Source organism: Actinomadura sp. 6K520 (genome assembly GCF_004349245.1).
Lineage (GTDB): Bacteria > Actinomycetota > Actinomycetes > Streptosporangiales > Streptosporangiaceae > Spirillospora.
Genome location: NZ_SMLC01000008.1, coordinates 75925 through 90163 on the forward strand (window position 1 = coordinate 75925; position 14239 = coordinate 90163).

12 protein-coding genes are annotated in these 14239 nt (G+C 69.8%); 10 read left to right on the forward strand and 2 right to left on the reverse strand.

The window, feature by feature from the left end; translation table 11 throughout:
* Window positions 1-148: 148 nt before the first annotated feature.
* The 5 genes from E1289_RS04375 (at window position 149) to E1289_RS40030 (ending at window position 4833) form a co-directional block, all read left to right on the forward strand.
* On the forward strand, window positions 149-772 hold the full coding sequence (locus E1289_RS04375) for a TetR/AcrR family transcriptional regulator (RefSeq protein WP_131975495.1): 624 nt from the start codon (window positions 149-151) through the stop codon (window positions 770-772).
* 46 nt (window positions 773-818) lie between these two features.
* Window positions 819-1427 carry a hypothetical protein gene (locus E1289_RS04380; RefSeq protein ID WP_243712599.1) on the forward strand — a complete coding sequence of 203 codons (609 nt, stop codon included), beginning with the start codon at window positions 819-821 and terminating at the stop codon, window positions 1425-1427.
* A 152-nt stretch (window positions 1428-1579) separates the two neighbouring features.
* Window positions 1580-2689 carry a ferritin-like domain-containing protein gene (locus tag E1289_RS04385; RefSeq protein WP_131975497.1) on the forward strand — a complete coding sequence of 370 codons (1110 nt, stop codon included), beginning with the start codon at window positions 1580-1582 and terminating at the stop codon, window positions 2687-2689.
* Window positions 2690-2959: 270 nt separating this feature from the next.
* Complete coding sequence (locus E1289_RS04390) at window positions 2960-3667, forward strand: hypothetical protein (protein ID WP_131975499.1); 708 nt, start codon at window positions 2960-2962, stop codon at window positions 3665-3667.
* Window positions 3668-4212: 545 nt separating this feature from the next.
* Window positions 4213-4833, forward strand: a complete 621-nt coding sequence (locus tag E1289_RS40030; RefSeq protein ID WP_131975501.1) for a septal ring lytic transglycosylase RlpA family protein — start codon at window positions 4213-4215, stop codon at window positions 4831-4833.
* Window positions 4834-4899: 66 nt separating this feature from the next.
* On the opposite strand, the gene E1289_RS04400 is transcribed toward E1289_RS40030, so the two are convergent.
* A complete protein-coding gene (locus E1289_RS04400) occupies window positions 4900-5898 on the reverse strand; it encodes a hypothetical protein (protein WP_207928784.1) in 999 nt (332 codons plus the stop codon).
* A 328-nt stretch (window positions 5899-6226) separates the two neighbouring features.
* Between E1289_RS04400 and E1289_RS04405 the strand changes: the two genes are divergently transcribed.
* The gene (locus E1289_RS04405; protein WP_131975503.1) at window positions 6227-6589 is read left to right on the forward strand and encodes a YkvA family protein; all 363 of its coding nucleotides are present in this window, start codon (window positions 6227-6229) and stop codon (window positions 6587-6589) included.
* 48 nt (window positions 6590-6637) lie between these two features.
* Here E1289_RS04405 and E1289_RS04410 read toward each other — a convergent pair whose 3' ends face one another.
* The gene (locus tag E1289_RS04410; RefSeq protein WP_279486759.1) at window positions 6638-7384 is read right to left on the reverse strand and encodes an IclR family transcriptional regulator; all 747 of its coding nucleotides are present in this window, start codon (window positions 7382-7384) and stop codon (window positions 6638-6640) included.
* Between the two features lie 190 nt (window positions 7385-7574).
* On the opposite strand from E1289_RS04410, the gene E1289_RS04415 reads away from it, so the two are divergent.
* The 4 genes from E1289_RS04415 to E1289_RS04430 form a co-directional block, all read left to right on the forward strand.
* Window positions 7575-9287: a hypothetical protein gene (locus tag E1289_RS04415; RefSeq protein WP_131975505.1), complete on the forward strand. Its 1713-nt coding sequence runs from the start codon at window positions 7575-7577 to the stop codon at window positions 9285-9287.
* A 161-nt stretch (window positions 9288-9448) separates the two neighbouring features.
* Window positions 9449-9697, forward strand: a complete 249-nt coding sequence (locus E1289_RS04420) for a zf-TFIIB domain-containing protein (protein WP_131975507.1) — start codon at window positions 9449-9451, stop codon at window positions 9695-9697.
* A 250-nt stretch (window positions 9698-9947) separates the two neighbouring features.
* The gene (locus tag E1289_RS04425; protein WP_131975509.1) at window positions 9948-11744 is read left to right on the forward strand and encodes a fatty acyl-AMP ligase; all 1797 of its coding nucleotides are present in this window, start codon (window positions 9948-9950) and stop codon (window positions 11742-11744) included.
* Between the two features lie 181 nt (window positions 11745-11925).
* Window positions 11926-14239, forward strand: a 2314-nt coding sequence (locus E1289_RS04430; protein WP_131975511.1) for an MMPL family transporter, incomplete at its 3' end; no start/stop codon positions are given.

Sequence of the window (14239 nt, forward strand, 5' to 3'; positions counted from 1 at the left end):
TCCTCCACCTGACCCGCGCGAAAAACGCGAATAGCCTTCGGATATTAGGGGCTCGGACGGTGTGCGCGGAAGACTCGGTTGGTCCACCGTAAGTGACCGCCGGTCCGCGGACGCCGAGGTCCACCGTGTTCGGGGTCACAATGGTGGGGTGACCGAGATCCGGACTCCGCTCCGCCGCCTTCCAGCCCAGCGCCGCAGCGCCGAACGCGTCCAGCGGATGCTCGACGCCTGCGCGGACATCCTCGACGAGGACGGCTACGACGGCCTCACCACGACGCGCATCGCCCAGCGCGCCGACGTGGCGATCGGCTCGGTGTACCAGTTCTTCCCCGACAAGCGCGCGGTCGCGCAGGCCCTCGCCCTGCGCAACCTGGAGGTCTTCGGGGAGCGGATCTCGGCGCGGCTGGCCGAGGACGACTTCGCCGAATGGTCCGACACGGTCGGCGCGATCATCGAGATCTTCGTCGAGATGCACCGGACCGTGCCCGGCTTCCGCGTCCTGCGGTTCGGCGACGTCGCGGACGTCAACCTGCTCGACTCCGACGCCGACAACAACGCGGTCGTGGCCGAGACGCTCCGCCGGATGATCGTCGAGACCTTCGACCTGCGGGACACCCCCGGCCTGGCCACCGCCCTCGCCATCTCGGTGGAGGCCGGCGACGCCGTCCTGAAGATGGCGTTCCGCAGCGATCCCGCCGGCGACCCGGTGATCGTCGCCGAGGCGGAGCGGCTCATCCACAGCTACCTCGCATCGCACATCGAAGATTCCTGACCTGTCACACTCATCCGTGACAGATTTCGCGAATGCTGAGGAACGGGTGAGTCCGCTGGACGCACAAGGGCTCCAGGCGCACGACAGGCTGCTGATCAGGCAGCGGATACGCCTGATGGTGAACCAGTACGAAGTGCGCGCCGAGGCGCCGGGCGGGAAGGAGGGCGAACTGCTCGCCTTCGCCCAGCAGAAGCGCATGGCGTTCAAGGAGCAGGTCACCCTCTACACGGACGACACGAAGTCCCGGCCGATCCTCGGCTTCAAAGCCCGCAAGCGCATCGACCTCGCCTCCGCGTACGACATCACGGACGCGGACGGGCGGGCGATCGGCGTCTTCCGCAAGGACTTCAAGAAGTCGCTCCTGGCCTCCACCTGGCACCTCGAACAGCCCGGCCTCGGCGTGACGACGGGCAGCGAACGCAACAAGGCCCTCGCCGTGCTGCGGCGCGTCTGGCAGTTCATCCCCTGGGTGGAGGCGCTTCCGTTCGCGTGGCCGTACCACTTCGACTTCTACGCCGGTGACCAGCTCGTCTTCTCCGTCGACAAGAAGTTCGGCATCCGCGACCGCTACGTCGTCGAAATCCACGACCCGCGCCTGGACCGCCGCCTGGTGATAGCCCAAGCCGTCGGCCTGGACGCCCTCCAGTCCCGTTGAGTTGAGGGAGGCAGGGGTGGTCGGTTGAGGGGTGGGGTTCTCGGCGGGTCTGGTTTCTCGGAGCTTTACATGTTACGAAGGTATGTAAAGCCGTGGGCGGAGCACACTTGCGTCGCGATCGCGCGGCGTCATCCCCCCGAGGAGGATCCCCAGTGAGTTCCTACGAGCTCTACTCCACACCGGTCCCTACGGAGACGTGGGACGTCCCCATGGCCGGTGACACCCGCTTCACCTGGGAATACGACGATGGACGCGACCGGCTGCTGAGCCTGTACCAGAAGGGCAAGGACAAGCAGTGGGACGCGCAGAAGCGCATCGACTGGGATCTCGAGGTCGATCCGATCAACGTCGCCGGCCTGCCGGAGAACTTCAACCCGCTCTTCGGCTCCGACATCTGGGACAAGATGTCGCAGCAGGAGCGCGACGAGTTCGGGCGGCACCAGGGGTCGTGGCTGTTCAGCCAGTTCCTGCACGGTGAGCAGGGCGCGCTCAACGTGTCGGCGCGGATCGTGCAGTCCGTGCCGGACCTCGACTCCAAGTTCTACGCCGCCACCCAGACGATGGACGAGGCGCGCCACGTCGAGCTGTACACGAAGTTCGTGCACGAGAAGATCGGCATGTACTACCCGATCAACCAGGACCTGGCGAAGCTGCTCGCCGAGTCGCTGGAGGACAGCCGGTGGGACCTGCCGTACCTCGGGATGCAGGTCCTGATCGAGGGCCTCGCGCTCGCCGCGTTCGGCCTCTACCGCGACATGTCGACGAACCCGCTGGTCAAGCAGCTCCTGGCCTACGTCATGCAGGACGAGGCGCGGCACGTGGCGTTCGGCCGGCTCGCGCTCAAGGACTATTACGCCGAGCTCACCGACAAGGAGCGGGCCGAGCGCGAGGAGTTCGTCGTCGAGGGCTGCTACCTGATGCGGGACCGCTTCAAGGGGCGCGAGATCTTCGAGCAGCTCGACATGCCGGTCGACAAGTGCATGGAATACGTCGACAACTCGGATATGTACACGCTTTATCAGTCGCTGCTGTTCAGCCGCATCGTGCCGTGCGTCCGGGACGTCGGGCTGTGGGGCGACAAGGTGCAGGCGGCCTACGACGACATGGGCGTGCTCGACAACGCCAAGGCCGACCTCGAAGCGCTCATGAAGCAGGACGAGGAGATCGCCGAGAAGGTCGACGAGGAGCGCTACGCGGCCGAACTCGCCGCGCGCAAGGACGAGGTGGACACGGCCATCGCGCTCGGCGGCAGCGCGGAGTAGCCGGTACGTGCCGGACGGGGACGCCCTGCGGGGCGTCCCCGTTCTCGTTTCCCGGATTGTTTTGTCGGAGCTTGTCGCCATTTGGCGGCCCTGGGTTTTCGGTCACCGGCTTCCGTAGATCTATATGGTGTTTACCAATCGCTTCTCCAAATGGCCATGCGCGTCTTCCGGCTGTACTAACGTCGCCGGTCGACGGTGCGCCGGAAACTGCCGACCGCGCGGGCGCACATCACACGTGCAGGGTCACATCCGAAATTCCCGGGGGGAAGCATGAACCGATCCGTCAAGAGTCTGCTGAGCGTCTCCGTCCTCGTTCCGGCCGCCGCGCTCGCCGTCGCGGCCGTGCCCGCGAACGCCGCGACAGGCCCGTCCACCGCACTCCTCTACGAGAGCTACGCCGCGGCCGCGCCGGTCGCCCGGGCGCTCCCGGAGCCCGTGACCCGGACCGCCGGGCAGACCGCCGAGCAGGCCACGCACAAGGTCGACGGCGTGCTCCGGAGCACCGGGGCCGGGCCCGGCCTCCGCGCCAACCCCGACCCGCTCGGGAACGCGCTGCCCACCGGCGACCTCGGCGGCCTGTCGCAGTCGGTCCTCGGGAACGTCGGCCTCGGCCAGGCCCTGGGCGGCGGCGGTCTCGGCCTCCGCGAAGCCCGCCGGGCGGAGTCGCCGGTGAGCCTGCTGATGACGGACGTCCCGTCCATGCTCGGCGCGGCCAGCCCGGCCGGCCTGCCGGTGGGCACGACGCTCTTCCCGCCGAACGAGCGGGCCGCGCAGCCGGGCCCGGCGGACGACCTCCTCGGGCAGGCCGACGGCGTGGTCGACCAGGCCGGCGGCGAGCTCGACGGGGCCGGGAACAGCGTCGGCAAGGTCGTGCATGTGCTGAAGGCACGCGAGCGCGCCGCGACCAAGGGGGACGACGCGGTCTCCCTGCTGGACTCGTCCGGTCTGGAGCTGCCCGCCGTGCCCGGTCTCGGCTGACCCCGGCACTGATCAAAACGGGGCGTTTCGCGGATGTCGTAACATCTGCGGGACGCTCCGTTTTCATTTTCCGCGCGCTGCTAGTTATATGTCCGAGATCACGGTTCTCGTGCGGGTAAAGGCGATCATCTTGCCCGGTTACCGACCGCTTGTGAGTGACTCCGCACGGCAAAAGGTCGGGTGACAAAGCCCACAAACCAGGGCTCTGCGTCTTGATTACCGCGGGGCGCGACGTACCGTCATCCACGGACCGCTTTCGTCCGGCCGGCACGCCAGAGAGGTCATCTGGCGGAGGCCGTCAAGGGCGAAAGAGGTCGCTCGGTGCGGCGTCTGAGTGATCAAAAAAGAAGATGCCTTTCCAGCCGCACCTGCCGGACGCCAGACCGCGATGACGCGGACGCGCCTTGAGATCGGCGCGTGCGGGCCCAGGAGCCCGCCGGCGGCGGGGGATTCGGGGACGGTCGACGTCGCCTGAACGCGCCGCGAGCACGGCGTGCCGACACGCCGGGCGTCCGGGGACCTGTTCCCGATCAAAGGACACCTCTGTGGGTAGCCCTGTCAGGCGTCTTCTTCGAGCACGCCTACGAACGATTCTGATCATCTCCGGTGCCGCGGCAGCCGTCCTCACCCTGGGCGCGTTCGCCCTGGTCAAGAACGACGGTCCAGCGAAGACGACGCGGGTCGCGCAAACGGAGCCGAAGGCCACGGAACCGCTCCCGGACGAACCGCGCGCCGAACCGACGCGTGCGGCCCGCCGCGGGACCCGCTCGCCGGAGCCGTCCCGGAAGAAGACGAGGACTCCGAAGAGCAAGTCCGACGCGAAGGCCGGCCAGGGGCCGAAGCCGAAGGCCAGAAAGAAGAAGAAGCGGAAGGTCCTGAAGTCGGGGTCCTGTGAAGCCTCGTACTACTGGCAGGGGCAGATGACCGCCAGCGGCGAGCGCTTCGACCCGAGCGACCTGACGGCCGCGCACAAGACGCTGCCGATGGGCTCCAAGGTCCGCGTGACGAACAAGAACAACGACCGTTCCGTCACCGTCCGCATCAACGACCGCGGCCCGTTCGTGAGCGGCCGCTGCCTGGACCTGTCCAGGGCCGCGATGAAGAAGGTCCGCGGCACCGGCTCGGGTGTGATCCCGGTCCGGTACGAGGTCCTCGCGCGCGGCTGATCCCGCGATAGATCGATCGATCACGACCCGCCCGGCGGGCGCGCCAGTGTGCCCGCCGGGCGGTTTTCAGCGTCCGCTCCCGGCGCCCGCACTCCAGGGTTCGGCGGTTTCCCGGGCCTCGGGCGGGTCGCCGCCCGAATCGAGCGACCATGCGCCGTTCTCCGCGTCCACCGGTTCGGCGGGCGGCGCGTCCGTGTTCCCGGATGCCCGCGACGTCTCCGCGGGCGCGTCGTCCGCCGGGGTGGCGAGGCGTTCGCGGAACCAGTCGGTGAGGACGCCGTCCACCCGCACGGCCTCGGTGATGGGCGGACGCGCCTCGGTGCCGGGCTCCGCGGCGAGCGCGTGCCCCATGCGGAACGTGGTGGACTCCACGGGCCCGGTGTCATGCCGGCGCAGCATGTCGCGCAGCGCGGTGATCTCCCGGGCGGGGACGACCCGGTCGGCGGCTCCGCCGATGAGCAGGGTCGGGACGTCCCGTCCGGCCAGTTCCGCGGCGACGGCGCCGAGGTCCAGCGCGTCGGCGAGCCGGTGGACGTCGTCCGTCCAGGAACGGTCGGAAGCGGAGCGCTTCTCCACCTCCCGCGCGGCATGCGAGGGCGCGACGACGGGCGCCACGAGCGCGAGGGTGCTCACCGGCACGACGCCGCGCGCCGCGGCGAGGAACGCGGCGGCGCCTCCGACGCTGAACCCCGCCAGGCCGACCGGGCCGTCGGGCAGCGCGAGGTCGCGGCGGAGGTCCGCCAGGGCCGAGGGGAGACGCTGGACGGCTTCCTCCACCGCCTCGCAGTACGCCTCGATCGTCGCGGTCTGCAGGATCGCGCCCGATTCGAGCCCGCCGGGCGAGCTCCGGGGCAGGTCGAGGTAGACGCGCCACACCGGGACGCCCGTCATCGGGATCGCCGCCGCCAGCGCTCGCGCCGTGCGCGGCGGGTCGAAGCCGGGCCAGGCCACGATCAATCGGGTCGGGCCGGTGGCGGACGCGTCGACCGCGGTCGGGGGCAGCGCGACGTAGGGGTCGCCCGCCGCGGTGCCGTGGACGGGTTTATGCGTATCGTCGCCGCTCATGTCGGTCTTCGGCTCCTGCGGTGGTCGACGGGCGATGCCGGTCGTGCCGGGGGAGGCGGCGCTCCTCCGGCGGGCGACATGCTTCCAGTGAACGCCGGGCAACACGCCGTGAACCGCCGCACGTGGGCGGCGAGAGTGAGCCTTCTCACGCGCCCGGCGGTGTTTCGTCCGGCGATGTCAGGATCATTCCGGCGCTGGTTCGGACGGGCCGGCTGTGAGCTCCGCCGCAGGACCGGTCGAGGGGAACATTTCCGGCATTCGTGGCGTCGTAGTCATACGTGGGCGCCGCGGGGGCGCGCCCTCCTGAACGCCCGTCTGAGGAGTGCTCGTGGACAGGAAGCGCAGTGCGGCCGCCGCAGGGCAGGCCTGGCAGGTCTATCGCGAGACCCTGGAACCCGACGCCCCTGGTCTGTGGGAGCGGGCTCGGGCCGTCCCCCGGATGCTCAAGGCGGTCCTCCGCGGCCAGTACAAGGGCATGTCCTTCGGGACGCTCGGGCTGCTCGCCCTGGGTCTCGTCTACATCATCTCCCCGATCGACGCCATCCCCGACATGATCCCCGTGGTGGGCATCGCCGACGACACGGGCCTCGCCCTGTGGATGGCGACGGTCCTCGTCAAGTCCGCCGGCGACTTCGTCGCCTGGGAGCGCGGCGGGCGCCCGACCGTACTCGTGGGCGAGCCCGTCGACTGACAAAGGCTTCCAGGAAGGCGAGACCGTCCGTGCGGCGGTCTCGCCTTCTCATGTGCTCGGGCCGAGTTCCTTGGCGAAGCGGTCGGCGGCCTCCCGCATGATGGGCACGACGTTCGGGACGGCCTCGCGCGTCATGCGCCCGGACGGGCCGGACACGGAGATCGCCGTCAGCGCCGGCGCGCCCCGCAGCGGCACCGCGACGCAGCGGACCCCGAGCTCCTGCTCCTCGTCGTCCAGCGCGTACCCCTGCTCGCGGATCCGCGCCAGCTCGGACAGCAGGGCGTCCGGGGAGGTGAGCGTGTTGGGCGTGTGCGCCGCCATGCCCGTCCGGGCGAGGATCTCCGTGACGCGCTGGTCGGGCAACTGGGACAGCAGCGCCTTCCCCACGCCGGTGCAGTGCGGCTGGACGCGCCGCCCCACTTCGGTGAACATCCGCATGGAGTGCCTGGACGGCACCTGCGCGACGTACACGGCCTCGTCGCCCTCCAGCACCGCCATGTTGGCCGTCTCGCCGACCTCGTCCACGAGGCGGGACAGCACCGGGCGCGCCCACGTGCCCAGCAGGCGGCTGGCGCCCTCGCCGAGCCGGACCAGGCGCGGGCCCAGGGCGTAGCGCTTGGACGGCTCCTGGCGCACGTAGCCCTGGTTCACCAGCGTCCGCATCAGCCGGTAGATCGTCGGCATCGGCAGCCCGGAGACCTCCGTCAGCTCCGACAGCGCCATCTCGCCTCCGGCGTCCGCCAGATGCTCCAGCAGATCGAACGCACGCTCCAGCGACCGAACGGCCTCCGCCACCCCGCGTCTCCTCTCCCCGACGATCCACCCGATTCTACGGAGAATCGATTTCGCTATGCGGAAGAAGTGTGCTCGTCAGGGTGATGCACGTTACACGCGCGTCGAACCTGGCAATAACCCTCTGTGCCCGGCGCCGTATCGCCGCCCCCCTGGCACCCATAGGGACAGCGGAACGCGAGAGGGGATCGGGTTGCATACGGGGGGCCGAAGGACACTCTGGGCTGCGATCGCACTGGCCGTACCGTCGCTGCTGCTCGCCGGCCCGACCGCCGCCGCGGGACTCGGTGAGCGCTCGTCCGGCGTCCGGTTGCTGATGGACATGGCGGCGACCGGACACACCACCACGGGCAAGGGCCCTGCGCTGACGTACACGATCCGCGTGCACGCCCAGGGCGGCATCGCCAAGGACGCGACGCTGCGCCTGACCGCCGAGCGGCCGCTGTCCTGGACGAACTTCTCGTCGGCCTGCGTCAAGGCCGCTTCGGACGAGTTGCGATGCGCGTTGGGCGACGTCGGTACGGAGGTGGTCGAACGGACGGCCACCGTCCAGGTGCCGCGCGGGACGGGGTCGGGGACGGAGTCGGGGCTGCCCAGGCTGCCGCTGAGCGTCTTCGCCGTCGCGGACGCCGCGAACACCGGCAGCCGCTCGACCCGCGCGGTGATCGACCGGCCCGGCGCTCCTGGCCCGAGCAAGGACGACGAGCCCTGCCGGGAGGACGCGGGCCTGCGCCCCTGCGACGCGGGCACACCCAGCGGCCCCAAGCCGAGCCCGGCCGACCACTCGGGCAAGCCCGGTGGCGGCGCGTCCGGCTCTGAGCCAGCCACCGGTGGGGGCGGCGAGACGTGTGAGGGCGGTCGGCCGTGCCACGCAGGGATGCCCAGCGGCGGAAAGCCGAAGACGAGCGGAAAGCCGAAGGCGAGCGGAGAGCCGAAGGCGAACGGGGAGCCGACGACCAGCGAGAGCCCGAAGTCTGGCGGACACCCGAAGCCGGTCGAGAGCCCGAAGGCCGGCGGGACCCCGAAGGCCGGTGGAAACCCGAAGGCCGGTGGAAACCCGAAGGTGAGTGGGGACCCGAAGGTGAGCGGCAAGCCGAAGGCTGGTGAGAGCCCGAAGTCTGGCGGACACCCGAAGGCCAGTGGGAATCCGAAGACCGGTGGAAATCCGAAAACCGGTGGTGCCCCGAAGGCCGGTGGGCAGCCGAAGTCGGGCGGGAGCCCGAAGGCCGGCGGGACCCCGAAGGCTGGTAGCCACCCGAAGGCTGGTGGCCACCCGAAGGTGAGCGGGAAGCCGAAACCGGGTGAGAGCCCGAAGGCCGGTGGGCAGTCCGGGGCTGGTGCGGCGAAGCCGGGAAAGCGGCCTGGCGGGAGCGGTGCGGCCACCGGCAAGCCGTCGCCCGGCGGCGGGGTGAAACCCAGGACGGCCGATGAGCCCGATGGGCACGGGACGGCGAGTGCGGGCCCCGAGACGTCCTTCGGCGGTGACGGATGCCGGCCCGGTGAGGACTGCGCCGCGTTGCCGCTGCCGCCCGGCGGTGCCGGTGGGGCGGGACCGGGGACCGGGCCCGAAGCGCCGGGCGCGGCGGAGCCGTTCCTGCCCGAGCTGCCGACGGGCGCACCGTCCGTCCCCGCGCCGTCCGCGCCGGGACCGGGCGACGTCTCCCTGCCGCCGCCCCTGACCGCCCCTGAGCAGGCCGGACCGGCGGGGGGCGGCAAGGGCCGGATGACGCTGATGTCTCCGAGCGCGATGAGCGAGCAGGAGGAGACGGACTGGGCGATCGTCGTCGGCATCGCGCTCGTGGCCGAGATCGGCCTGCTGTGGGGCATCGCCTGCGTCGGGCTGTGGCGGCGGCGGATCACGCTGTACCGCGCCGCGGCCGCGGACCCCGAGGGCGCGCTGACATGATCGTCTCTCCCGCGGCCCGCGGACGAGCCGAACGGGGCCTCGCCGGATCAGGGCAACCGAATCCGTGGACGTTTGTCCCCGTACCATCCCAATTAGGGGGCTCTGTCAGTAGGCTAACCGCCTGACCAGTAAACGCGGTCGTGACGGACAGGGGATCCGGTATGTCAGACGCGACGCTGCGCTGCCCGAAGTGCGAATCCGTGCTCGGCACACATGAACGCAACGGGGTCGTGATCGAGGAATGTCCGGGATGCAGGGGCGTCTTTCTTGATCGCGGAGAACTCGAACAGCTGATCGACGCCGAGAGCCGCTACCTCGCCGCCCTTCCGGACGACGTCAACCCGGAGACGACGTACCAGGGACGCCACCGCAGGGGCATCATGCAGCAGCTCTTCTCCGGCGACCTTTAGGCCGCGGGCACGGTCGGTGACCGGGCGGATGCCGCCCTGTTAGAGGTGTTTTCCTCTTGTCACGGCGGTGACAAACCCCGCTTTGGCGAATGTGACCGCGGGCTAATATCGCGCACTGACTACCATCGGGTAGCTTGACGATCATCGCCGGTCGCCGGGGTGCCGGACACGGTCGTCCGGCCGGCGCAGCAGACCGGCCGTAGCATCCCCCCTCGGCCCCGCCCGGCTCGTCCCCTCGGGAGATTGATCAATGGCATTGGGCTCGCTGCTTCCCGACCTCCTGCCCGGAGGTTCCGGCCGCACCCCGCTGATCGAGCGGGTCGCGAGGTGGGCGAAGGAGAAGCCGGACGCCCCGGCCTACACCTTCGTCGACTACTCGACCGACCCGTCCGGCGCCCATGTCACGTTGACCTGGGCCGAGACGGAACGGCACGCACGGGCCATGGCCGTGACGCTCCGCCAGGTCACCGGACCGGGCGAGCGGGCCGCGCTGCTGCTGCCGCAGACCCTCGAATACATGATGACCATGCTCGGCGCCATGCACGCGCACGTCATCGCGGTACCGCTGTTCTCGCCCGACCTGCCCGGCCACGCCGACCGGCTGATCGGCGCCTACGCCGACGCGGAGCCCGCGGTCATCGTCACGACGCGGAACGCGCTGCCGCACGTGGAGAAGTTCCTCGCCGACCACGACGTCCCGAACCCGAAGGAGATCGTCTTCGCGGACGAGATCGACCTCTCCCTCGCGGACCGGTGGGAGGACGAGCCGATCGCGTTCGACGACCTCGCCTACCTGCAGTACACGTCCGGCTCTACGCGCCGTCCGGCCGGAGTGGAGATCACCCACGGGAACGTGACGGCGAACGCCGCTCAGCTCTGGGCCGGATGGGCGCCGGACAAGCCCAACCCAGAGCTGGTGAGCTGGCTGCCCCTGTTCCACGACATGGGCCTCATCGCCACCATGGCACTGCCCTTGGTGCGCGGCGACCACGCCATCTACACCGACCCCGTCTCGTTCATCATGAACCCGATGCGGTGGCTCGAACTCATCGCGGAGCGTCCGAGCAAGAACGTCTACACCGCGGGACCCAACTTCGCCTACGAGTACGTCGCGTCGCAGGCGACGCCGGAGAAGATCGCTCAGCTGGACCTGTCCGGGCTGACGACGTGCCTGAACGGCGCGGAGCCGATCCGCACGTCCACGCTGACGATGTTCGCGGACGCGTTCGCGCCCGCCGGCCTGCGTCCGGGCGTGCAGGCGCCCGGGTACGGGCTGGCGGAGGCGACCGTGTTCGTCTCCGCGGCGGCCGAGGACGCGCCGCCGAAGGTCATCTCCGTGGACAGGGAGGCGCTCACCAAGGGCGAGCTGCGGCTCTGCGGGGAGGACTCCGAGCGGGCCAGCGCCCTGGTGTCGTGCGGGCGGCCCTACGGGCAGATCGTGGCGATCGTCGACCCGGACGCCCGCGTCGAGCAGCCGGACGGCAAGGTCGGCGAGATCTGGGTGCACGGCCCCAACACCGCCCCCGGCTACTGGCGCAACTCCGAACGCAGCCAGGACACGTTCGGCGGCGAACTGTCCGAGCCGGGGGACCTGCCGTCCGGGCCTTGGATGAAGACCGGTGACTATGGCGTCGTCCACGAGGGCGAGCTGTACGTCACAGGCCGCATCAAGGACCTCATCATCGTGGACGGCCGCAACCACTACCCGCAGGACATCGAGGTCACCGCACAGGAGGGGCACCCGGCGATCCGCCCCGATCACGTCGCCGCGTTCGCGCTGCCTGGGGAGGAGACCGAGCGACTGGTGGTCGTCGCCGAGCGCAACCGCCGCGTCCCGCTCGGACGGCTGGACCTCCACGAGGTGGAGTCGGCGGTAAGGGGCGCCATCAACATCGAGCACGAGATGAGCGTCCACGAGTTCGTGTTGATCGAACCGGGTGGCGTGTCCCGTACGTCGAGCGGAAAGATCGCTCGTGCGGCCACGCGTCAGCGCTACCTTGACGGCGAGCTGCCAACGACAGAGGCTCGTCTGGCGTCTCGTAAGTAGGCGCCAAAGGGCGCGAAGGGCGCACCCGTCCGGGATGGGCGCACGTACCATCCTGGACGAACGTGCCGTTCTGGACGGACGATCGGCGGCGACGTCGACGGTCGACGGTCGGCGGTCCAGGGCGAGCGACGGGCCGCCGGGGCGACGCGGCCCCGCGCGGCCGTGACGACACAGGAGGATCATGCTTTCGGGGCTGGGGCGTCTCATCCACCGGCGACGCTGGACCAGCCTTGCGCTCATCCTGATCATGACGTGCATCGCGGGCGTCTGGGGCCTCGGCGTGTTCGCCAAGTTCAAGGAGGGCGGCTTCGAGGACCCCGACGCATCCTCGACGCTCGTCGCAAAGCTCGGCGCCACCTACTTCGGCAGCACCAACCCCGACGTCCTCGTCCTCTACACCAGCGACACCATGACGGTGGACGACCCGCGCTACCAGGCGAGCGTGGTCACCACCGTCGCGCGCCTCCCCAAGGCCAACGTCGAAGAGATCATCTCTTACTGGTCGTTCGACGGTAAGGCCGCCGAGACGTTCGCCTCCCGCGACCGCCGTTCCACGTTCGTCGCGGTGAAACTGAAGGGCGACGACGGCGCCGCCCAGATCGAGAACTACCACGCCATCAAGGAGCGCTTGGAGGCGCCAGGGCTCACCGTCGAGTTCGGCGGCAGCGTCCCCCTCGGCGAGGAGTTCGGTAAGCAGGTCGTCAACGACATCATCCGCGCGGAGATGATGACCGCGCTGCCCCTGCTCATCCTCCTCGTCATCCTGTTCGGGGCCCTGACCGCCTCGTTCCTGCCGCTCATCGTGGCCCTGTTCTCGATGGTCGGCGGACTGGCCGTCCTGCACCTGGTCACCTACACCACGGACGTGACGTCCTTCGCCTTGGAAGTCGTCACGATGATGGGTGTCGGTCTGGCGATCGACTACTCGCTGTTCATCATCAGCCGTTTCCGTGAGGAACTGGGCCGCGGCATGGCCGCGCAGGGGATCGCGCCAGGCAAACCCTGGAAACAGGAACGCGACCGGAAGTCGCGCAAGGCCTCGAAGAAGGAGTACACAGCGGCCCTGCGTCCCGTCAGGCAGAGCGCCCTGTCCGCCACCATGGCCACCGCGGGCCGCACCATCGTGGTCAGCGGCATCACCGTCTCGGCCGCCCTCGCGGGCCTCCTGCTCTTCCCGCAGATGTTCCTCCGGACGATCGGGCTTGCGGGCATCGCCACCGTCATGGTCGCGGTGTTCGGCGCCACCGTCCTGCTGCCGACCCTCCTGGCGCTCCTGGGCCCGCGTGTCGAATTCGGCCGGATGCCGTGGCGGCGGCCCACGGCCAAGCGCGCGCAGCGAGACCCCCACAGCGGCTTCTGGTACCGCCTCGGCCAGAGCGTGATGAAGCATCCGCTGCCGTACTTCACGATCGTCATCGTCATCCTGGGCGTGATGTTCGTGCCGTTCCTCAACGTCCAGTTCGGCAGCGTGGACGCCCGCGTCCTCCCCAAGGACAGTCCCACCCGCGCCGTGGTGGAGACCATCAAGGAGAACTTCCCCAACGGGTCCGCCGAGCCCATCGACGTCGTCGTCTCCGGCGACCTCATCCCGCGTGACTGGACGCCCAGCGGCAACGACCCCATCCCTCCCTACCTGGAAGAGTTCAGGCAGAAGCTGGGGTCGCTCCCCGGTGTGTCGGAGGCGCAGTTCACCGGCTACTCCGGCACGTACGGCGGTGTGCGCATCTCCGTCACGCACAAGTACGAGCCGATGGAGCAGGGCGCCCAGGACCTCGTCACAGAGATCCGCGGTATGCACCTGGCCAAGGACGGCTACCCGATGCACATCGACGTCGGTGGCAGCACGGCCGCGCAGATGGACCTGATGTCCAGCCTGATGGAGTCCCTGCCGAAGATGGCGCTCGTCGTGGGCCTCGCCACGTTCGTCCTGCTGTTCATGTTCTTCGGCTCGATCGTCCTGCCGCTGAAGGCCATCGCGATGAACGTCCTGTCGATCGGCGCCTCGTTCGGCGCGATCGTGTGGGGCTTCCAGTACGGCCACCTCGCCGGGATCCTCGACTTCACCCCCACCGGCGGCGTCGAGGCCACCAGCATGATCCTCATCCTCGCGGTCGTGTTCGGCCTCTCCATGGACTACGAGGTCTTCCTCCTCAGCCGCATCCGCGAGGAATGGGACCTCACCCACGACAACCGCGCCGCGGTCGCCCGCGGCATGCAGCACACCGGCAGCATCATCACCAGCGCCGCCCTGCTCTTCCTCGTCGTCATCGGCGCGTTCAGCACGGCGGGCATCACCGTCGTCAAGCTCATCGGCGTCGGCATGTTCGTCGCGGTCGTCGTGGACGCCCTGCTCGTCCGCTCCCTGCTGGTCCCGGCCACCATGCGGTTCATGGGCGCCGCCAACTGGTGGCTGCCGGGCTTCCTCGCGGGCCTGCACGCCCGCATGGACCTGCGCGAACGCAGCTCCGTCCTGGGCTCGCCCGCCCCCGCCGTCC